19 protein-coding genes are annotated in these 22,504 nt (G+C 39.7%); 5 read left to right on the top strand and 14 right to left on the bottom strand.

Going from position 1 to position 22,504, the window contains the following annotated elements; genetic code table 11:
* Positions 1–381: 381 nt before the first annotated feature.
* From N693_RS0116415 to N693_RS0116385, 7 genes are all read right to left on the bottom strand, one after another.
* Positions 382–1,446: a Xaa-Pro peptidase family protein gene (locus tag N693_RS0116415; RefSeq protein ID WP_025785918.1), complete on the bottom strand. Its 1,065-nt coding sequence runs from the start codon at positions 1,444–1,446 to the stop codon at positions 382–384.
* Between the two features lie 316 nt (positions 1,447–1,762).
* Positions 1,763–2,839, bottom strand: coding sequence for a Xaa-Pro peptidase family protein (locus N693_RS0116410; RefSeq protein WP_025785917.1), 1,077 nt, complete (start codon positions 2,837–2,839; stop codon positions 1,763–1,765).
* 51 nt (positions 2,840–2,890) lie between these two features.
* Positions 2,891–3,244, bottom strand: a complete 354-nt coding sequence (locus N693_RS0116405; RefSeq protein ID WP_025785916.1) for a DUF3899 domain-containing protein — start codon at positions 3,242–3,244, stop codon at positions 2,891–2,893.
* Positions 3,245–3,270: 26 nt separating this feature from the next.
* On the bottom strand, positions 3,271–5,250 hold the full coding sequence (locus N693_RS20760) for an ABC transporter ATP-binding protein (protein ID WP_025785915.1): 1,980 nt from the start codon (positions 5,248–5,250) through the stop codon (positions 3,271–3,273).
* Between the two features lie 12 nt (positions 5,251–5,262).
* On the bottom strand, positions 5,263–6,324 hold the full coding sequence (gene opp3C / locus N693_RS0116395; protein ID WP_081760262.1) for an oligopeptide ABC transporter permease: 1,062 nt from the start codon (positions 6,322–6,324) through the stop codon (positions 5,263–5,265).
* Positions 6,266–7,204, bottom strand: coding sequence for an oligopeptide ABC transporter permease (gene opp3b, locus N693_RS0116390; RefSeq protein ID WP_025785913.1), 939 nt, complete (start codon positions 7,202–7,204; stop codon positions 6,266–6,268). The genes opp3C and opp3b overlap by 59 nt, the downstream gene beginning before the upstream one ends.
* A gap of 97 nt (positions 7,205–7,301) precedes the next feature.
* Entirely contained in the window at positions 7,302–8,966 is a 1,665-nt protein-coding gene (locus N693_RS0116385) for a peptide ABC transporter substrate-binding protein (RefSeq protein ID WP_025785912.1), read from the bottom strand.
* A gap of 640 nt (positions 8,967–9,606) precedes the next feature.
* Here N693_RS0116385 and rpoN point away from each other — a divergent pair.
* A complete protein-coding gene (rpoN, locus tag N693_RS0116380; protein ID WP_025785911.1) occupies positions 9,607–10,920 on the top strand; it encodes an RNA polymerase factor sigma-54 in 1,314 nt (437 codons plus the stop codon).
* 60 nt (positions 10,921–10,980) lie between these two features.
* Here the strand turns inward: rpoN and N693_RS0116375 are convergent, their stop codons facing one another.
* The 7 genes from N693_RS0116375 to N693_RS0116345 all read right to left on the bottom strand — a co-directional run bounded on the left by N693_RS0116375 (position 10,981) and on the right by N693_RS0116345 (position 18,515).
* Positions 10,981–11,259, bottom strand: a complete 279-nt coding sequence (locus tag N693_RS0116375; RefSeq protein WP_025785910.1) for a hypothetical protein — start codon at positions 11,257–11,259, stop codon at positions 10,981–10,983.
* A gap of 152 nt (positions 11,260–11,411) precedes the next feature.
* Entirely contained in the window at positions 11,412–12,902 is a 1,491-nt protein-coding gene (locus tag N693_RS0116370) for an aldehyde dehydrogenase family protein (protein WP_025785909.1), read from the bottom strand.
* A gap of 20 nt (positions 12,903–12,922) precedes the next feature.
* Positions 12,923–13,816 carry a 4-hydroxy-tetrahydrodipicolinate synthase gene (gene dapA / locus N693_RS0116365; RefSeq protein WP_025785908.1) on the bottom strand — a complete coding sequence of 298 codons (894 nt, stop codon included), beginning with the start codon at positions 13,814–13,816 and terminating at the stop codon, positions 12,923–12,925.
* 29 nt (positions 13,817–13,845) lie between these two features.
* Positions 13,846–15,300, bottom strand: a complete 1,455-nt coding sequence (nhaC, locus tag N693_RS0116360; protein WP_025785907.1) for a Na+/H+ antiporter NhaC — start codon at positions 15,298–15,300, stop codon at positions 13,846–13,848.
* 81 nt (positions 15,301–15,381) lie between these two features.
* A complete protein-coding gene (locus tag N693_RS0116355) occupies positions 15,382–16,302 on the bottom strand; it encodes a proline racemase family protein (RefSeq protein ID WP_025785906.1) in 921 nt (306 codons plus the stop codon).
* On the bottom strand, positions 16,303–17,343 hold the full coding sequence (locus tag N693_RS0116350; protein ID WP_025785905.1) for a proline racemase family protein: 1,041 nt from the start codon (positions 17,341–17,343) through the stop codon (positions 16,303–16,305).
* Positions 17,343–18,515 carry an FAD-binding oxidoreductase gene (locus tag N693_RS0116345; protein ID WP_025785904.1) on the bottom strand — a complete coding sequence of 391 codons (1,173 nt, stop codon included), beginning with the start codon at positions 18,513–18,515 and terminating at the stop codon, positions 17,343–17,345. The genes N693_RS0116350 and N693_RS0116345 overlap by 1 nt, the downstream gene beginning before the upstream one ends.
* Positions 18,516–18,680: 165 nt before the next feature.
* Between N693_RS0116345 and N693_RS0116340 the strand changes: the two genes are divergently transcribed.
* The 4 genes from N693_RS0116340 to N693_RS0116325 all read left to right on the top strand — a co-directional run bounded on the left by N693_RS0116340 (position 18,681) and on the right by N693_RS0116325 (position 22,317).
* Positions 18,681–20,417, top strand: a complete 1,737-nt coding sequence (locus N693_RS0116340; protein ID WP_371257572.1) for a sigma-54 interaction domain-containing protein — start codon at positions 18,681–18,683, stop codon at positions 20,415–20,417.
* 91 nt (positions 20,418–20,508) lie between these two features.
* Entirely contained in the window at positions 20,509–20,763 is a 255-nt protein-coding gene (locus tag N693_RS0116335) for a (2Fe-2S)-binding protein (protein WP_253271214.1), read from the top strand.
* Positions 20,760–21,098: a (2Fe-2S)-binding protein gene (locus tag N693_RS0116330; protein WP_025785901.1), complete on the top strand. Its 339-nt coding sequence runs from the start codon at positions 20,760–20,762 to the stop codon at positions 21,096–21,098. The genes N693_RS0116335 and N693_RS0116330 overlap by 4 nt, the downstream gene beginning before the upstream one ends.
* Positions 21,091–22,317: an NAD(P)/FAD-dependent oxidoreductase gene (locus tag N693_RS0116325; protein ID WP_025785900.1), complete on the top strand. Its 1,227-nt coding sequence runs from the start codon at positions 21,091–21,093 to the stop codon at positions 22,315–22,317. Before N693_RS0116330 ends, N693_RS0116325 begins: the two co-directional genes overlap by 8 nt.
* Positions 22,318–22,504 lie beyond the last annotated feature (187 nt).

Below are 22,504 nucleotides of genomic sequence, written 5' to 3'. Positions count from 1 at the left end.
TTTGTCTGTCATTTAATAATACCTAATTGTATGGGGGCGTGCATGTGTAACAAACTGACCAACAAAATACGAAATGTTAAAGTGACAGTATTTACGTGCACTTAAAATTTTGCACGCTGAATAGCTGTACCTCTCAAAAAAGTACAGAGACACTTAAGTATCCAACTAGAAATAGCTGATTGATGTATAAAAAATGGACATCAGAAGGGTTAGTGTATAAAAGATAAAAAAACAGATTTCCCGAAAAAGGAAATCCGTCACATTGAACTCTTTATCTATATGGAAAGGTGATACATGCACTAGTAAATAAAAGATGTAGACACAATTTAAAGTGCCATACCAATGAATTACTAATTTCTTTAGTCCAGTTAGGATGACATGTTACAAAATAATTAATTCTTTAGGGGAATGAGTGATAATTTCAATACCATCTTTCATTATGATGACATCATCTTCAATCCGTACACCGCCAAGTTCCGGAATATATATACCTGGCTCTACAGTCATCACCATATTTTCTTCTAATATATCCTCACAGACTGTTGACATGAAAATATTTTCATGTAAATCCAAACCAATTCCATGTCCAGATCCATGTCCATAGTTGGCCCCATATCCTCTTTCTTTAATAAAGTCTCGCGTATAGCCATCTACTTCTTTTCCTGTAATGCCAGCTTTCATATTGTCTAATGCTCTTTGAAGGGATTCATGAACAATTTGATAGACTTTCTTTAACTTTTCAGGAGGCTCACCTACTGCGACTGTTCTTGTCATATCCGATAGATACCCCTTATAATAGGCGCCAAAATCGAGTGTGATCATATCCCCCGATTCAATAACTTTTTCAGACGCTACACCATGCGGTAAGGCAGAACGTTGTCCGGAGGCGATAATTATATCGAAAGCTGCTCCTGAAGCTCCATTTTTTCGCATATGGAAATCCAATTCATTCGCAACCTCAATTTCTGTTACACCAGGTTTAATGAAATTTAAAATATGTGCAAATGCATTATCTGAAATCACAGCCGCTTTTTTAATAAGTTCAATCTCTTTCGCCGTCTTAACCATGCGCAAATCCTCTACAACATTGGCTAATGGCTTTAATTTTGCAGATATATTGCTGGTCATTTGTTGATACACAAAATATGTAACATGATGTTGCTCAAAACCTACTGCCTGGATGGACTCCTCATCAAGTATCTGTTGGATGTTTTCATATAAATACTTTCGTTCAATTTCCCGAACATCAAAGTCTTCACTTTGATCCATCGCTTGTTGAGTATATCGAAAATCCACAAACAAAAAAGCTTTCGTTTGTGTTACGACTACTGTACCCGCACTACCTGTAAAGCCAGTTAAGTAACGACGATTTTGATCGTTCGTTACGATGATTGCATCCACTTGTTTTGCACGTAAGGTGGTACGTAAATGATCCAATTTTGACATAGTTATATTCCTCCCCTTCTTAAAATATATTGCAATATTTATGCCAATAATTCAAATTTAATTGTTTTTCATTTCAAAACTGAGGAAGAAATCTAAATCATGAATTAGTTATATCTAACTCTAACGTTTGCATTTTTGAAAACTAGCTGTAAATATTGGAATTTTCGATGAGCGAATTGTCCTTTACGAAATTAGATTCTTTTTCCATTTAGTTATTGGAAAAGAAATCCCCCAGAAAAGGGCAAGTTGATAACTCGACTTTTCTGGGGAATTTTGTATGATTTAGTGAATAACCTTGATTCCATTTATAATTTTTTTACAAAATAACTAGTTCTTTCGTAGACGGTGACAATACTTCACAGCCTTTTTCTGTAATCAGCAGCATATCTTCAATACGGGCTCCACCTACTTCAGGTAGGTAGATACCCGGTTCAATAGTAACAACCATGCCTGGCAGCAGAATTTTTTCAGAATCCACGGAGAATAGTGGTTTCTCGTGTACTTCAAGTCCGATACCATGGCCCGTACCTGTCCCCGATAAATGATTATAGCCAGTTTCAATTAAGACGTCCCGCATATATTTGTCGACTTCCCGATCTGTCAACCCTGGTTTTATATTCATTGCACAGTTAGTAAATGACCGAAGAACAACTTGCTGTACTTCTAGCATTTTTTCACTCGGCTGACCCACAGATACAACACGGGAAATATCGGACCAGTAGCCATTATAGTTTGTCCCGAAATCAATTGTAATCATATCGCCTTTTTCAATGACTTTTTCACTTGCCCGTCCATGCGGAAGCGATGCTCGTTTTCCGGATGCAACAATCGGACTAAAAGTTGAAGTAATTCCACCTTTCTTTTTAATAAAGCTTTCTAGTTCTCCGGCGACTTCCAACTCCGTGATACCTGGACGGATGAAGTCTAACACTTCTACGAAGGCTTCATCCGTAATTTTGCTAGAAGTTCGGATGTTTTCGATTTCTTCTTGCGACTTAACCATCCTCAGGTTTTCTACTACGTCATAAGTTGGAATCATTTCACATTTAGCTAGTGCGTCCAATTTGGAATAGTTCCCGAAATTTAGATGCTGTTGTTCAAACCCAAGACGTTTTATATCCATTCTATTTATTTGCTTTGCTACTTCATCGTAAATTTTATGCTTATGGCCTGTGTGCTCTGAATGTAAAACCACATGTAAACCCGTTTGATTTTTTGCTTGTTCAAAATAGCGATAATCAGTTACGAGAATAACTTCGTCTTTCGTGATAAGTACAACCCCGTTACTCCCCGTAAAACCAGTTACATATCTACGGTTCCAGTCTCCATTAATCATTAACCCATCAATCTTTAATTCCTCAAGTTGGTTTTGAAGTTCAGCAATTCTACTCATTCTTTCCCCTCCATTGTCAGATTAAATACTGTTATATTTCATTTTCACTTATTACAAGAGATAAACTGGAAAAACTGCCGTGACAATAATAATTGAGATTCCTACATACAGGACACTTCGTGAAATTGTAGCATTTTCGGCTGTAGATGTTGCAAACTCATTTTGATCATTCACTTCTGATACGTACTTCTCCACTTTCGAAGAGGTCTTCAAGAACTTCTTAAAGCTATAAAAGAAGAAGTCGAATATTCCTTTTTCCAGCAATAAAAGAACTCCACCCACCATGAATATCACTAAACCAAGTAGAAAAAAGCCATCCCAAAATACAATACTTACATCTAGCATTAAAAATGACAGCGCTATCAAACAAATAATACCAATAGTAATTACCGATTTTTTTCCCATCACATACAGTCCTTTATGAAAAATTATTAAACCAAAAGAGCTGTAGCTTCTGATTTTGTTCTATACGAATCGACCTCGTCTTCAGTGCACGCCACCCAGTGTCCATCTGTTATTTGCCTAAGTTTACAATCTTCAGAGTCGATGGCCCATTTACCTTTAGGTATTCTAATTCTTTTCTTCTCAACCTCCGGGTCCGGAACAGGTATAGCTGACAACAATGATTTAGTGTAAGGGTGTAGCGGATTGTCATACAACTCATTACTATCAGCCACTTCAACAAGTTTTCCTTGATACATAACACCAACCCGATCACTAATATACTTCACCATTGATAAATCATGGGCGATAAATAAATACGTCAAGTTTTTCTCTTTCTGAAGTTTCTTTAGTAAGTTTGTAATTTGAGCTTGGATTGAAACATCCAGAGCCGAGATTGGCTCATCTGCAATGATGAATTTCGGTTCTACAGCAAGCGCTCGAGCGATACCTATTCGCTGTCTTTGACCCCCACTAAACTCATGTGGGTATCGATTTGCATGTTCTTCAGCAAGACCGACTGTCTTCAACAATTCATACACCTTTTCCATTCGGTTGGCCTTTGAAGTATATAATCCGTGGATATCCATTCCCTCAGCTATTATGTCCGCTACGGTCCATCTCGGATTCAATGAGGAATAGGGATCTTGAAAAATCATTTGGATATCTTTGTTTAAATTCAATGTGTTTTTTTTATGAATATCAACACCTTTGAAATAGACCTCACCAGATGTCGCATCATATAAACGAACTAAAGTCCTTCCCGTTGTTGACTTTCCACATCCTGACTCTCCTACAAGACCAAAAGTCTCTCCTTCGTATATATCAAAAGATACGCCATCGACAGCTTTAATAACAGAATTTTTACCACCCTTAAAATGTTGCTTCAGCTCTTTAACTTCGAGTAACTTTTCTTTTCCGATTTCTTTCTTTGGCATCTGATCGCTGATAGCTTTTTTCACTTGTTGCTTACCTTCTATTTCTTTTGTAACGTTGGATGCTTTTTCATGCAATAGCCAAGTCGCGGCAGAATGCGTTTCAGTTACCTTAAACATCGGTGGATCATGTAAAAAATCTATTTTAAGTGCATGTTCGTTTCGTATAGAGAACGCATCACCTGGTGGTGGATATAACAAATTGGGTGGAGAACCTGGGATGGTTTTCAATTCTTCTTGATCAATCGTTAAGTCAGGCATCGCAGCTAATAATCCTTTTGTATATGGATGTTGTGGATTATAGAAAACCTCTTCCGTTTTTCCGATTTCTACCACTTTCCCTGCATACATAACCGCTACTCGATCAGCAATATTTGCAACAACACCTAAATCATGCGTAATAAAAATTATAGATGTATCCATTTTCTTTTGGATATCTCTTAACAATTCAAGAACTTGAGCCTGAACTGTAACATCAAGAGCAGTTGTAGGTTCGTCCGCTATTAATATTGCAGGGTTGCAGGCTAATGCCATGGCAATAACTACGCGTTGTTGCATTCCACCAGAAAATTGATGGGGATACTGCTTCACCCGGTCCACAGCATTCGTAATCCCTACTAATTCCAGCAAAGAAATTACTTTTTTCTCGGCTTCTTTTTTTGATATTTTTTGGTGGGCGAGAATTCCTTCCATAATTTGATTGTTAATCGTCATTGTCGGATTCAGTGAGGTCATGGGATCTTGAAATATTATAGAAACTTCAGATCCTCTGAGTTCTCTTAATTCTTTATTCGAAATTTTAGTGATATCACGATTTTGGTATTTAATTGTCCCTTTGACAACCCGTCCTGAAGGTTTGGGTATTAACCCCATGATACTTTTTGACATAACCGACTTTCCTGACCCTGATTCACCAACAATGGCTAACGTTTCACCTTTGTATAAATCAAATGTAACTCCTCTGACAGCACGCACTTCCCCATCGTACGTGTCAAAAGAGATATGTAAATCATCTACAGATAAGATTTTTCCCATCTTTATTCACCTCTATTTCTTCATTTTCGGATCGAACGAATCCCGAAGACCATCACCAAGCAAGTTAAAACTGATCATTATTAAACTGATAATGACAGAAGAAAACATGAGCATATGAGGATATATTTTCAACATTTTAAAACCATCATTTACAATCATTCCAAGTGACGCGATTGGCGGTTGAAGTCCTAATCCTATAAAACTAAGAAATGCTTCTGTAAAGATCGCAGTCGGAATAGTAAACATCGTTGTAATAATTATTGGCCCCAATGAGTTAGGTATAAGATGGCCCCAAATGAGGTTTTTATCTTTGGCACCCAATGTACGAGAAGCTAAAACGAATTCCTGGCCCTTCAATTTCAAGACCTGACCTCGTACGATTCTCGCCATACTTACCCACCCTGTAATTACCATTGCCAATGTGATCGAAAGAATTCCCGGCTTCAATATTAAGATCAAAAGGATAACGACAATTAAGTTTGGAATTCCCATCAGCACTTCGATAATCCTCTGCATTATATTGTCAATACGACCTCCATAATATGCAGAAATACTACCGTAAGCTACACCAATCACCAAATCTAATGTAGCTGCTAAAAATGCGATGTATAGTGAAATTCTTGTACCTTGCCATATCCGGGTCCACAAATCTCTACCTAGGTCATCTGTTCCGAACCAATAGTACTCAGTCACTTCTTTTGCAGCGTATTGATCGGTTCCACGGATATCAACACCATTTAATCCTATGAAAGGTAAATTCTCCAACACTGGTACCTTCGGCGGTAAATTTGCTCTCGTTAAATCTTGTTCATCAAAGCCATGTGAATTCATGTACGGTCCGAAAGCCGCAAGAAACATAATCAAAATAATGAGGATCAATCCCGTAAATGCGCCTTTGTTCTTTCTTAAACGAATCCAAGAATCTTTCAAGAAAGTGGATGATGGGCGATTCATAATTTTCTTTTCTTCAAACTCTTTCCCTGATTCTTCAAATAGGTCATCTGTTAATTCAAATTCATTTACCTTCACGACGCCCACCTCCTGAAAGACGAATTCTCGGATCAACCACACCATACAAAATATCCACGATTAATATGACGATGATAAATAACAAGCTATAAAATAATGTCACGCCCATAATAACCGGATAGTCATTTGTCAAAATCGATTTGACGAACTGTTCCCCTAGTCCAGGTACACTAAATATCTTTTCAACTACTAATGTTCCAGTCATTAACGACACAGTTAATGGCCCTAAAATCGTAATTATCGGGATCATTGCATTACGTAAACCATGTTTCATAATTACCGTATATTCCTTAATACCTTTGGCTCTTGCAGTCGTAATATATTCATTGCCCAGCACATCCAGCATTTCTGTTCTCATAAATCGAGCCATTGTAGCAACTACAAATGCTGCAAGCGCAATCGTTGGAAGGATCGAGTATTCAAAGCCCTCCCAGAACGCAACTGGTAACCATCCGAGTCTTACACCTACCCAGTATTGGAGAAGACCTGCCAATACAAAGTTCGGTATCGATAGTCCAAGGACAGCGACAACCATGGCTCCGTAATCAATGAATGTGTTGTGCCTCAAAGCAGCTATAATTCCTAAGAAAAGACCTATAATCATCCCTGCTACTAAGGATTGTGCACCTAATATTGCTGAGACACCTATTCGTTCACCAATAATACTGCTGACGGATCTACCATCAAATTGAAAAGAAACTCCAAAATCACCTTTCGTGATATTCCCGAGGTATTTAAAATATTGAACAGATAATGGTTCATTTAATCCGTATCGTTCATTTAAAACCTCTTTTTGAGTTGATGATAAACGCTCGTCATTAAATGGAGATCCTGGTAGCGTTTGCATTAAGAAAAATGTAAACGTCGCAATAATTAGAAAGGTGAACAACATATATCCAACTCTGCTAGCAATATATTTTTTCATACAAGTCACCACCTATAGTTTTGTGAATTAACCTGCCGTATCTCTTCAATTCAACCTTCTTATTGAAGAGATACGATGTGCAGATTACTTAGAACAATTAGTTGCCTATTGTTACCCATTGGTAAGAATACGTAGAATTCGCATGTGCAGTGAATCCTTTTACGTGAGGCTTAATGAGTCGTGCAGATCCTGCTTGATACATAGGAGAGATAGCAGCTTCTTCTCCAATTAGAATTTCTTCTGCTTCCTGCAGTTCAGCAAAACGTTTGTCAATATCCGTAAAGTCGACCATAGCCTTCTTCACGTTTTTGTCAAATTGATCATTTTTAAATTCTTGCCAATTATACGCACCGTCTGAAAGGAACACCGAAAGGAACTCTACCGGATCCGCAATATCATTTCTCCAACCTGAATAAGACAAGTCATAATTCAAATCATCTTCCAATGCTAACTTCTGTTTGTTCGGTTGCTGATTGATTGTAATGTTTAAGCCTGGCAGATTTTTCTCCAATTGGTTTTTCATATACTCTGCTACAGACTTTCTTTGACCGTCATCATAGCTTAGTAAATCCAGGTTAATTTCTTTCACACCAAGTTCTTCGAGACCTTTATTCCAAAGTTCTTTCGCTTCTTCAGGAGTTCCTTTGTTCAACTCACCAAAGCGATCCCTGAACTCTTCACCACCCGGTGATTGTACAAATCCTGGGAATACTAACCAGTAAGCAGCTTTTGATCCATTCTTCAAGATAGATTCTGCAGCTTGCTCTTTATCCCACCCCATATCGATGGCCTTCCGGATATTCGTATTACTCAAGAATTCGTTTTTCTGATTCATCCGTAAGAAGTAAACTTCAGATTTTAGCGAAGTCGTATATTCCTCGTGATCTTTGTATACATCTACAAATTCCGATGAAAGATTCGCAACATCGATTGTGTCCGTTTCATATAAATTAACTTCCGTCGAAGTGTCTTTTGCCACTTTGAAATTGATTTCATCAACGTTCACATTTTCAACATCCCAGTAGTCTGAGTTCTTTTTTAACGTCCACTTTTGGTCATGATCCCATGAATCTAATGTAAATGGACCATTGAATACGAGATTTTCTGGTTCGAGCGCGTATTTGTCTTGTTGCTCCTCTGCAAACTTTTCGTTTTGTGGATAGAAAACTGGATTTGTAAGAAGTTCAGTGAAGTAAGGTACATCATTTTCCAGTTCAACTTCTAATGTAAAATCGTCCGGAGCCTTCACACCAAGTTCATCAACTTTTCCGTACATCTCATGGTCAGGATTTTGAATGTTCGCAGCGCCTTTTACTGATTCCATCAAGTAAGCGTGAGGAGAGATTGAATCTGGGTGTAGTGCTTTTTTCCAAGCATAGATAAAGTCTGTTGCTTTTGTTGGGTCACCATTACTCCATAATGCGTTTTCTTTTAAGTGAAACGTATATGTCAAACCGTCCTCACTTACGTCATAAGTATCTACGAGGCCCTCAGTAACTTTGTCATCCGCATCTATTCTAAATAGGCCTTCAAATACGTTCTGTATCATCGTTTGAGATAGTCCATCCATTGCGCCATTCGTTTTCAGTGTTGGAATTTCTCCCGCAACCGCCAAATGAAGTACACTCTTCTCTGTTTTTCCATCAGTACTAGAGTCGCCATCCTTCTCGGTGTCTTGAACATTACCTCCACCATAACAACCAGCCAATAAAACTAGACTTGTGATAATCATCATGAAGAACCATAGAGATTTCTTTCTCATCTTTTTCGCCTCCTAATAATGGTGTCTATAATTTCATACATGTTAAAATTACTTTACAGACAACTAAATATTGATTTATCCACCGTCAAATTATTTTGACTATTTAACATCTAAAAACTTTAAAACAAATATTATTTACACTTTTTTTCTTTGTAGACTACTTTGTCGACTAAATGAATGGGTTATATTTCTAATTATTCCGTCTTTTGATCCTGGTATTCCACTTTAAAAACTAGATTACTAATGATATTGAGTTAAAAATGAAATATGGTAATCTCTTTTTTATTATGAGCAGTTAACCGTTCACATCCCCTCTTTTCATAAAATTAGTTATCACTTCACCGAGTACATTAGTAGTATTGCAATTTCTATGCCAACTCACTATCATCCAATCTAAATATTCGAATTTCTTGTCGAAGTTTAAGTACACCCGTGTTATAATAAACTCTATATTCAAAAGAGTTCATACAAGTTTTACAAATTTAATAAAGCGCTTACATGATGGCCACAAAAATATATATGTACATTCTTTCATAACATTGAGTTAAAGCTATAACTAATAATTTCTACATATAATTAACATAGAATTTTGTAAGCAGAGCAAGCACTCTAAAAAACAATTATACGAGGGGGAATAGTCATGGAGCTGGGACTTCAGCAACGGCAGGAACTTAATCTATTAATGACTGTCCAGTTAAGGCAAGCTATAGAACTACTACAATACTCCACCTATGAACTCGAACAATATATCCGGGAGCAAGAATTGGAAAACCCGCTGATTCAATTGAAAGAAAGAGAAGAGAAACCTGTCTATGAGGAACGTTTGCATCGCCGATCTGCCTCATTTGGGAGTTCTGAAATGCCTATGGATGCGGTGAAATGCGCGGATGAAAACAAGCGGGAGGAATTACTGAAACAGGCAAAGTTAATGTATTCTGATGTCCCAATGCAAGACTTGTTAACCTATCTTATTTACAACCTGGACGATAGTGGATTTTTACAACTGAACGAACGTACTTCGATCGCCGATATAGCGGTCACTGAAGATTGTATAGTGCAAGGAATCCACCTCCTTCAAGAACTAGGGCCAATCGGAATTGGTGCCAGAGACTTAAAAGAGTGTTTACTCCTGCAAATCATGTACAATTATCCTGAAAACAAATTAGCTTACTATTTAGTTGAGCATCATTTGCACCTAATTGCCGACCGGAAATGGAACGAAATCTCTTCAAAAATGAACATAAGCATGAACGAAGTGAAAAATCTTTTTGATTTCATCCAGACCCTTAATCCAAGACCTTGCTCCATGACGTCTGACGATACAACAAAGTACTTAACGCCTGACATTATCGTCGAGGAGAGCATAGAGGGATTCACATTTCACTTGAATGACGGTTATTTACCAGGTATTCAGATGAATAACAATTATTCACAGTATCTGCACACCAAAAATGATGTATCTAAATATATCCAAACACAATATAAGAATTATCAGTGGCTACTTAGTAGCATTGAACAACGTCGAAATACAATCATTAAAATCGTGCATGTTCTCTTGGAGAAGCAGGAGGATTTCTTTAAAAACGGATTCCAGTCCTTGAAACCTCTTACACTTAAAGAAGTGGCCGATGTCATTGAGATGCATGAGTCTACAGTTAGTAGGGCAACTACGAACAAGGTAATCCAAACACCTTTTGGCTCCTTTGATCTTCGGTTACTTTTCACTTCAAAACTGGAAACATCAGATGGAAATTCCGTCTCCCAAACCAAGGTAAAAAAACTGTTGGAGAGTTTCATCGCTCAAGAGAATAAGTTCAAACCATATTCGGATCAAAAAATAGCGGAGTATTTCAGTACCGAAAAAGGAATTACGATATCTAGGAGAACTATTAGCAAGTATCGGGAAGAGCTACGAATCCCATCTTCCAACAGGCGTAAGGAAATTCAAGTATAATAACCATAAAAAATAGGAGGAAGGGGACTGTAGATATCCCCTCCCTCCTATTTTGTTAACCTACTTTATTTTTTCTACTGAAAAGTGACCAAACCAGTATCTGTTAAAACCGATAATTGCCCCACTTATTAAGATCATATACAATCCAGAGGGCTTTTCCAGTGTATAGAACAGCGTCGAAAGAATGACAGTCGCAAAAACAAGAGAACTTACGCTTTTGACAATTGGTGATATTTCTTGTCGAAAAGTTATCGAAATTACCTTTTCACCAACCCACATGAGTAGTGATGTAACCATGATAGCGCTCACCATCAGTACCAAAAAATAAGTTAGCCCCATAGTTTAGCTCCTTTTTTGGAAAGACATTCATTTTTCTTATTATATACTAAATACCTTAATAAATTCCACTTATTCAGAAAAAACACGCTAATTCACCATATGAATAAATGGTCTCGGATAAAAAATCCAAGACCATTTTGTTGAGCATGAAATTATTGCTTAATGTTTACAAATACACTTTTCACTTCTGTGTAGTTTGCCAATCCATACTCTCCGCCCATTTCGCGTCCGATTCCGGATTGTTTGTACCCACCGAATGGCATCGTTTCGATTTCGATACCGAAGTCGTTGATCCAGACGGTTCCTGCTTTCAATTTTTTTGCTACGTAATGTCCTGTTTTGATGTTTTCTGTCCAAACACTTGCAGCAAGTCCGTAAATACTATCATTTGCGCGTTGAATCACTTCTTCTACCGTGTCAAAAACAAACACGGATAGGACGGGTCCGAAGATTTCCTCACGCGCAATCGTCATGTTATCTTCCACATCTACAAATATTGTCGGTTGCACGTAGTAACCTCGTTCGAATGCTTTACTACCACCTGCTACAAGACGAGCACCTTCACTTTTCCCTTTTTCGATGAAGTCTAGAACCGTTTGCTGCTGCTTCGCTGAAACGAGTGGTCCCATTTCAGTTTCGGGATCCATGCCTGGCCCTAATTTCAATGCATTTGCACGTTCTACTAATCCACTTACTACTTCTTCATGAAGGGTACGATGGACGTAGACTCGCGTACAAGCGCTACAGTTTTGTCCATGATTATACATCGTTCCGTTGAATGCACCTTCAATTGCTTCCTCAAGGTTAGCATCTTCCAAAATGATACTTGGTGATTTCCCACCAAGTTCAAGTGTGACACCCTTTAGCTGATCGGCAGCTTTTTGCATAATCCCTTTTCCAACAGCTGTAGAACCAGTAAACGCAACTTTATCTACATCTTTATGAGTGACAATGGCATCTCCTGCTACTCTTCCTGCTCCAGGTACAACATTGACGACTCCGTCTGGGAATCCAGCATCTTTAAATAGTTTTGCTACATAAAGAAGAGAGAGTGGTGTTTCACTCGCAGGCTTGATGACAACTGTACAGCCTACCGCAAGTGCAGAGCCTAACTTCCACGCAGCCATTGCTAGCGGGAAGTTCCAAGGAATAATTTGGCCAACTACGCCGACAGCTTCGTGGACTGTATAATTCAAATAATCATTGGAAACTGGGATTGTTTGCCCTACCATTTTTGTCGCCCAGCCCGAGTAATATCTGAAATGTTGAACTGTACCATCTACATCGTCTGCCAGTGCAACCTCATAAGGCTTACCGTTATCTAATGCCTCGAGTTGTGCAAGTTCTTCACGGTTTTCCTCCAGGAGATCCGCAAATTTATAGATGAGGTGAGACCGCTCAGCAGTTTCCATTTTCGTCCATTCGCCTTCATCAAACGCTTTTCTAGCAGCAGCTACTGCAATATCGATATCTTCGGGTTGCGCTTCACTTACTTGCGCAATTACTTCTTCCGTCGCCGGATTAATGACATCGAATGTCTTTCCGCTAATAGAGGGTTGGTAGTCACCGTCAATATAAAGTCCTTTAACCCCTAGTAAGAATTCTTCAACTTTCGGCTTCAATTTATAGTCTGTTACTTTCATTCCTAGATCGCCTCCCTCTCTCAGTTAGTAACGATTTCCAAGCTTTGTAGAAGTTCTTTTAACGTTGCTTCTTCCTCGTCATTAAGTGGAAGTCTTGGTCTACGGCATGGTCCACCTGCTAAGCCTTGGAGATCCATTGCTCTTTTTACGATTTGAACGTATTTCCCTGATCCTTCAAGAAATGCACAAAGCGGTAGAAGTCTGTCGTAAAGTGCCCAAGCTTCATCCATTTCATTGTTTTGGACATGATTGTACATATCTGTCACAAGGCGTGGAGCAATGTTTCCTGATACGCAAATCCATCCCGTTGCCCCTACTAGAAATGATTCGATTGCAAGGTCCTCAGAACCACAGAATACTTCAATGAAACCTTCGCCTTGTCTCGCAATATCACGGGCTTTGCCGATCCCGCCACTAGACTCTTTAACGTGTGTAATGTTCTTCACATCACGACCAACTTTCAGGATTGTTTCCGTGCTAATGTCGACCCCCGATGTGAATGGGTTATTGTAGATCATTACTGGGAATTCAACAGATTCTGCCACTGCTTTAAAGTGTTCATAAATCTCATTTTCTTTAGGGTGTGCGTAATACGAGTTGATAAGCAAAGATGCATCTGCACCAGCCTTTTCAGCCTGTTGCGTAAATTCAATCGCATCTGCCGTTGTTTCAGCTGCCGTCCCCACTATGAGTGGAATCCGTCCGTTGACTTGTGCAACTGCTACTTCAACCGCTTTATAGCGTTCTTCTCTCGTCAAACTGACAAATTCACCTGTACTTCCATTAATCGCCAGACCTGCTACACCTGAATCGATGAAGTGTTCAATGTTATTTTTAAAACCTTCCCAATCGATTTCCTGTTCATTAAGCATTGGTGTAATAAGTACTGGGAATACCCCTTCAAGTTTTACCATATAAATTCCTCCTAAGTTTTGTTTTTAGATTAACTTCCAACAGGTGTTGCTGGTTCCTTCGTTCTGTTTGACTCGTCTAGTTCAACAATTTCCTCTGATATAGTTATATTTGAATCCGTATACCAAATGAATTTGTTCGTAAATCCGTAAATCACCGATATAAGTAGCACTAATAAGTTGAACCATAGAAATGGTAGATAACTAATTGTCGAGACTCCGAGTGCAGTAGCCATGAATACTCCACCATCGGACCATGGTACCATCGGCGTCGTGACGGTTCCGCCTGCCTCCGTATTTCGTGACAGTACCCTCCGGTCGATATGTTGGCGATCATAGTTATCTCCTGTGATTTTACTAGCAGTGATAATCGAGACATACGCACCGCCGAATAGATTTCCTAGGAACCCTGCTAGAAGCGTAGAAACTGTTGTTCTTCCGGGATTGTTTGCCCATTTAGACAAGTAGTTTCCAATCGCACGAAGCACGCCGATTCTCTCCATCAGTCCACCCACACCAAGCGCAAAGATAATTAAAGCGATGACATCCAGCATGAATACAATTCCACCGCGGTTCAACAAATTATCTATGAATGCAACGCCTGACTCAATTGAATTTCCAGCGTACATTATGTTGAATGCTTGTAAAAACGTTGCTCCCTGGAATAAGTAAGCCCAGATTGTCCCTAAAAACGCTCCGAATAAAATAACAGGGATGGATGGCATTTTAAAAGCTAGTAAACCAATAACAACAATTGCTGGAATCAACATATACCAGCTAATACTGAAGTACTCATTTAAAGATGCCATCGTTGACGTTGCAGCACTTAAATCGCCGTTTCCATTGAAGAAGAAACCCGTTACCAAAAATAACACTGCCGCAATCACCCACGCCGGGAGACTGACCGTTAGCATTGATTTGATGTGATCAATCAAGTCCACTTTCGATAGCGAGGCTGTCATAACTGTTGTATCTGATAATGGTGATAGCTTATCTCCTACGTAACACCCTGAAATAACAGCCCCCGCAACAAGAGGCAATGGAAAACCAAAGCTTGCTCCAATCGCCATCATCGCGATACCAGCTGTTCCTGCTGAGCCAAATGAAGTTCCAGTAGCAATAGAAGTTACCGTACAGATGATGAATGCCGCCATTAAGAAGATATTCGGATCGATAATCGCAAGACCATAGTAAATAATGGACGGTACAACTCCCCCTGAGATCCAAGTTCCAATTAAAGCGCCAACTGATAGTAAAACGAGAACAGCTTCTAGTCCGTCACTAATTCCGTTCAAAAGACCTTTTTGCATTTCCCTATAGTTATAGCCGATTTTCAAACCTACCATAATGATCAAGAACCACGTTGTCAGCAGCGCCAAGTGAATTGAGATATCAAACTTGATAATGAACAAAATCATGATCAAACCAAAACCGATTAATACAAACAGTGTCTCACCTAAACTGGGTAATCTTTTTTCAGTTTGCATACCGTTCCCCCTCACTAATTTCCCGTGACCATTCCCCATCATTCCTATGCAACTATTCTAGTTCAAGCTACGCCTCCCTTTCTACGCCAATAAAAACCCCTCCTTTAACGGATCATCTTGGTCAAAGATGAACTCATGACTGCCGGTGATAAATGCTTCTGTTTCAAGTGAGAATCGATGTTCATCACCCGCTATTCTTTTCGCAGTAAGTGAACTACCGAAGATACTATGATTTTCAATTTCAGATTCGCTATTTTCTTTTTGTCCTAGTGCTGTCAGAATGGCAAACGTGCTATCGACTCCAGAAGAACGTAAGATATAGCCATCTCTTTCAAATGTTACAGAGCGAATCTTCCCCGGTGATGAAGACACTGATTCAACAACGACTATCCCCACATAATCGATGTTTTCGTTCATCAATTCCGTCGTACGTTCCAATCCCCATCGATTCAATTTCGCCAAGTGTTCCAATTCAATGCTCGGAATTGAATCCGGTAGTGTGTAAAGTAAGTAGTTACGGTCATCATCAACGCGTACTAACGTGTAGTCCAGATTAGCTTCGATTTCGGAACACGATTCACTTTCAATCGAAACAGAAGTTACTTCTTGGTTTTCTACAAGCGCTTTCAAAGTATAGATGCCCTTAACTGTCTCTACTTTATAAAGATCATTTGCAGCTCGATTCAAATTCCCAGTCTCAACTAAAGCCGTTACCGTCGCAAGTAACCCTTCATATTTGAAGTTACTCACATCTTGGTGATTGAAGAATAATAACGAGAAATCGGCAACTCGTGACGGAGTAACTACACATCCATGCATGCCTCGATGTCCGCGTGGCTCGTTCAGCAAAAGATTCTTTTCATTTGAAAAGTTGTTTTTCAACTCATCTTGTTTAGCTTGTATGTCATCTCCACCCAGCCTGATTGGTGATTGAATCACGATTCTAAATGCTTCGCCTGCCACATGAGTATCAATCGTACTGTACATCTTTTCGTAATTCATTTAGACACCTTCTTTCACGGACTCATGTTCCATAGGCGGTATGAGCAAATAGCCTTCACGCAGTGGATCTCTTTCATTGTAGAAAAAGCGATGATTTCCCATCACCCAAGCGGAACCTGTCACTTCTGTAATGACTGCATCTAGCTCTTTCACTTTAGTTTCTTCTAGTACTTTTGCTTTGAATAACGTGCCAACGATGCTTTCGTGAACGAATAATTCATCCATACCAATTTCATTGTTCATATACAACGTCGCCAGTTTTGCAGACGTCCCTGTTCCACATGGAGATCGGTCAATCCCGCCTGGCGGAACGATTACTGTATTTTTAACATCAGCCTCTGGATGAACCGGATCTGTGTAAAATTCAATATGCGTCAACCCTGATATGAATGGAAACTCGGGATGGATTACTTCCTCAGTAGCATTGATAGCATTACGAATGTCGATAGCCTGATTGATAATCGTTGTTGCGTTGTTCTCGACCAGTGGCATATTCAGTTTACGAGCATCGATTATTCCATAAAAGTTCCCACCATAAGCAATATCACATTCCACATGGCCGATACCTTCAACGTCAATTTCAATCGATTTCAATAAAAATGCAGGCACATTGTTAAATGTCACTTCTTCAGCTTTCCCGTTGCAGACTTTGATTTTAACGGCGATCAGTCCTGCGGGTGTATCGATCTTGAGTTCCGTGTAGGGCTCATGGACTTCGATCAGCCCAGCTTCAACCAGTGCTGTACAGAAACCAATTGTATCGTGACCACACATCGGCAAATAACCGCCCGTTTCAATGTAAATAACACCAACGTCGGCATCTGGATGGCAAGGTTCTGTCCATAAAGCACCAGACATTACATCATGTCCACGTGGTTCATTCATCAGAAATTTTCTTATCCAATCATAGTTTTCTTCCATATACAACATCTTTTCAGACATCGTTTCGCCAACTAAGGGTGGAAGCCCGCTAATCAATGTTCTAGTCGGATTCCCCCCTGTATGTGTATCGATTGTTGTGAACAGTCGCTGGTAATTCATCAGGTTGTCACCCTTTCTTTAAATCGGCTAAGCTGTAGTGGCTCAATTGGAATGCACGTTTCTTTGTCATTCAACATTTCTTCAATCAGTTTACCTGTAACAGCTGCAAGACTAATTCCATCCCCTTCATGGCCAGCTGCTATGAAATAACCTGGAATGTGCTCCACTCGTGAAATAATCGGCAAATGATCTTCTGTCCATGGACGCAATCCTGCATACGTGCGGATGACAGTCATATCTGCAATTTTCGGATAAAACCTGATGGCACGCTTTGCAATGAGTTTCGACACTTCGTGATTCACTCTCGTATCAAAACCACCGAACTCTCGGCTACTTCCAATTAGGAAGTTTTGGCTTTCTGTAGGCTCGAACACGAGCGCAACACCGTATTTTTCCATGTCGGCGTCAACGATTCTCTCGCCCCCAAATTTCGAAATCAGATATCCAAACTCCATCACTTTTCTCAAGCCCACAGGTTGTTGGCGTGAAGCGACTATCAATTGACCTTTTCTTGGAAGTATTGGTATGTCGAGCCCCATCATTGCTCCAAGTCTAGGAGCCCATACCCCACCGGCGTTGACGACTTTTTTTGCAGTATAGGTCCCATTATTAGTTTCAATTACAAACTGACCTGTTTCATTTTTCGATACGTTTTTCACTTCTGTATTCGTATGTATTTTTGCGCCGTGTTTTTCGGCACTATGAAACATGGAATACGTCATCATATATGGATTAACTGTAGAATCTGTCTTACACTCCAATCCTCCAAACAAATCATCTGCAAAGTACTTGGATTCGTTGCGTAAGTCTTCACGATCCAACATTTTGAACTCCAGTCCCACTTCTTGCTGTTTGGTAACCCACTGATTCGCTGCTTCCATTTCAGCATCATTTTCACACACTAAAATACTTCCTGGGTTGCGATATTCAAAAGAAACTTCAAGTTCTTTATCTAACTCATGAACGAGCATCTGACTTTTCAAAGACATTTGACTATCGAAACCAGGATCTTTATCAATCGCAAGGATATTTCCATCACATCTAGAAGAGGTACCGCTTGCTAACTCTTTCTTTTCAAGGACGGTAATATCAAGTCCAGCCTTTGAACCATAATAAGCAATGGAAGCCCCCATGATCCCACCGCCAATGACGACGACATCTCGATGTATCATTTTCACCACAATATTCCCCCTCTCGCTCGCTTGTTTATATCTATTGCAAGTAGCGTGCCAAAATTAAAACTCTATCAAATCATCTAATTCTATTGAAGAATCTAATAACTAGTGTAAAATTATTTATACGTTTAAAATATTTTGACAGTAGAGGTGTTTAATCCAATGATGTTTTCACAAAAACTACTCAGCAAAATAGTAAATACAGAGTTCACAATTGTTGAATCAGTGAACAACAACAGTTCATTAGCGCATCTAATCGCCAAAGAGATGCCAAAGAAAGTATTCCAAATAACCGCTGAAGGTCCTCAATGTGTAGAAATCATTGAACCTTCAAACGAAGTTCTCTTTCTCCCGTCCAGAACTCTATCGGTAAACAGCACAATTGAAGAAGCTTTTAAGGAGCTTAGGACTGCCGACATAGCACTCATTACAAATGATTCCAATGAGTATGTAGGATTTCTGACGTATGAAGTGTTTTCAAAACACTTATTTCTTGAATACCAACGAGCACAAGCCTATTTGAAAACTATATTGGAAACCATCGATGAATCCTGCACAGTCATAGACCAAGATGCGAATGTCCTTTATTGGACTAAAGGTGCTGAAAAAATATTTTCTGTAAAAGAAAAGGATATTATCGGACAACCCATCACCAATTTTTTCAGCCCGGAAAGGTTGGAAATCTTAAAATCCTTAAATGACGGGACTTCCCTTTACCACAGTCAACACCACGCTCGGAAGGATCTTGTCGTTATGATCAATTCCAAACCCGTGTATTTAAATGAAGAAATCATCGGGGCAGTCGTTTCAGAAACAGATATAACGAGTCAGATTCTATTGAACAATGAACTCTACAATACATCTGAAAAATTATTCACTCTTGAGGAAGAAGTTAGAAAGACATCGCCATCCGTTACTCCCTTTTCCTATATAAAGGGAAACAGTCCGGCAATTAAACAAACACTCGAGATTGCTAGAAAGGCTGCCACCTCAGATGCGGCTGTTCTAATTTATGGAGAAAGCGGGGTTGGGAAAGAACTGTTTGCAAAAGCAATTCATAACTTGCGAGAGCCTGAAAGTTCCCCATTTGTTGCCATTAATTGCGGAGCCATTCCTAGTGGATTGTTCGAAAGTGAAATCTTTGGTTACGAAAAAGGAGCATTCTCTGGTGCCAACCAAAAAGGGAAAAAAGGGAAAGTAGAACTTGCGAAAAACGGAACGTTGTTTTTGGATGAAATAGGTGAAATGCCTATGGAGATGCAAGTGAAGATCCTAAGGCTTTTGCAAGAAAAAAAGTTCTACACAGTAGGCGGTACTAAGGAAATTGAAGTCGATTTCCGTGTTGTTGCCGCAACGAATCGCGATTTAAAAGAATTAATTAATGAAGGGAAATTCAGAGAAGATCTCTATTACCGGTTGAATGTCGTGAACTTCAAAGTTCCTCCGCTACGTGAACGACCTGAAGATATTATTGAGTTAACACATTACTTTCTGTACGAATTATCCGTGAAGTATAACCGGCCAATCCATGGTATTTCACAAGCTGTCATGCAGGCATTGTTGCAACATGCATGGCCAGGAAATATCCGTGAACTGAAGAACGCTATTGAACGACTCGTTGCGTTTTCGGAGAATGGGGAAATTAGAATCGAGGATCTTCCTAACGAAATGGAACGAATTCCACAGTCCACCTCAGATGATCAGGTTGTCCTCCCTCCCTATCAACCAAGTATCACTGAAAAACTTTCTTTACAGGAGCAATTACAAATTTACGAGAAAGATATTATCCTGAAAGAACTGAGTAAAGTAGATGGAAACAAACTTCTTTGCGCTAAGAACTTAGAAATCACAAGAGCCACTCTGTATAATCGGATGAACAAATTAGGAATCCAATTATAGAATTTGAGACTTGGCTACATTCTTGCATATAAGTTAAGTATGCTCATACACAAAGTTTAAGGATGAGGTGATGGACTTGTCGGATAATGAAATGATCATTTGTAGATGCGAAGAAGTAACTTATGGTGAGTTGAAGAATACAGCTGAAACGTATAATTGTTCCGCACGAGAACTAAAATTGCGAACTCGTGCGGGCATGGGGTATTGCGGAGGAAGAACGTGTCGTTCCATGGTGGACAGCATTGCACACTCTTCTACTGAAAGAGATGTTACACAAGTCACTTTAAAATATCAGCCACCCATTAGACCAGTAAGTTTCGGTAGTTTGGGGGAGATTACAAAATGACAAGTAGAATAATTAACCATCCCGTATTGGATAAAGTGGACGACACAGATATAGTTACTTTCACATACAACAACGCAGAAATTCACGGGTTGAGAAACGAGTCACTTGCTGCCGCACTACTAGCGAATAATATCAGAACGTTGCGAGTTCACGAAGAAAGCGGCACTCCTCGTGGAATCTATTGTAATATTGGACATTGCTTTGAATGCCGTGTCACCGTTAACGGTCTACAAGGGGTTAGAGCATGCCTAACTCCTGTTCAAGAAGGCATGACAGTCTCAAGCGGCGAAAAGTTTCTGACACCTGTGAAAGATTGGAGGTCGAACAATGAATAGAGTCATTGTTATCGGGGCTGGCCCCGCAGGATTATCTGCTGCCATCACTATCGCAGAAAGCGGATATGAAGTTCTAATTCTCGATGAATATATGTTAGCTGGTGGACGTTTGTTAGGTCAGCTTTATGAAGAAGAGAATGGTAAATGGTGGAACGGCATCAAAGAATCCAAGAATTTACATGATAAAGCCATTGCACTTGGCATTGAGATTCGTTTAGGTACCCCTGTTTCCAACATTGAAAAAACGGATGGTTCCTGGGTAATTTATACAGATGAAGAAACGTACTATACTCACCATCTCTTGCTTGCAACGGGTGCAGCTGAAGTACCACTACCGATACCTGGCTGGACGCTACCAGGTGTGATGTCGGTTGGTGCCGCTCAAGTCATGACGAATGTACATAGAGTCAAACCCGGAAATCGTGGAGTAATTATCGGTGTAAATGTGTTGTCATCCGCCATTGCCATGGAATTGAAACTTGCCGATATCGATGTTGCCTGCATCACGCTACCAAAGAAGAATCAGGTGAACAAAGAATCGGGCAATCCAATGGATGTTATGAATTCACTATTACACGTTTCCCATATGGCTCCTTCTGCGTTCGTTAAATTCGGAAGTAAATTGATGAAAAATGAATTCATGAAAAAGATGGGAATTACATTCTTTCCGAAGAGTGGCGTCAAAATGTGGGATATTCCAATCATGCTCCGCAAAGCCGTCATCAATATTTACGGTGAGAATACTGTAGAAGGTGTAACGATTGCTACGATTAATGCATCGGGAGAAGTGATTGAAGGAACTGAAGAAAACATTAGTGCAGATTTCGTTTGTATCGCTGGTGGATTGTATCCTTTGGCAGAGTTAGCGGCAGTTGCTGGCTGTCCGTTCTATTACATCGAGGAATTGGGTGGATATGTACCTCTTCATAATGAACGAATGGAGACAGTATTGGATGGGCTCTATGTTGCTGGAAACATAACAGGTGTTGAAGGTGCTAAAGTCGCAATAAGCCAAGGGGTTACTGCAGGGCTTGCGATTGCGAATAATCTCAGTGGTGGCAAACAGGAAGTTGAAATCAAAGAAGCGATTAAAAGGATTGAACATACTCGAGATAATGCGTTTATTCAATTCCATCCTGCTGTAAAAGAGGGCAAGCAGAAACTCCAACAGTATTGGGAAGAGTATGGTCAACAAGCTAAGGTGGAAGTTACTATTTAAAGTATTATTAAAAACAGAAGGGGCTGTCCCGAAGAGTCATGTAAATGCCTTCTCGGGATAGCCCCTTCCTTGAATAGTAATTTTAAATGTGTTGATTTACGTTTCAGATGAACGCTTTCCGAGGGGCTTGCCCTCAGCCTCCTCGCTCGCTGCGCTTGCTGCGGGGTCTTCGGACTTCGCTGATCCC

This window comes from Sporosarcina sp. D27 (assembly GCF_000586555.1).
In the GTDB taxonomy this organism is placed as follows: domain Bacteria; phylum Bacillota; class Bacilli; order Bacillales_A; family Planococcaceae; genus Sporosarcina.
Note: the sequence above shows the minus strand (reverse complement) of the source record. Positions and strands in the feature narration are given on the sequence as shown.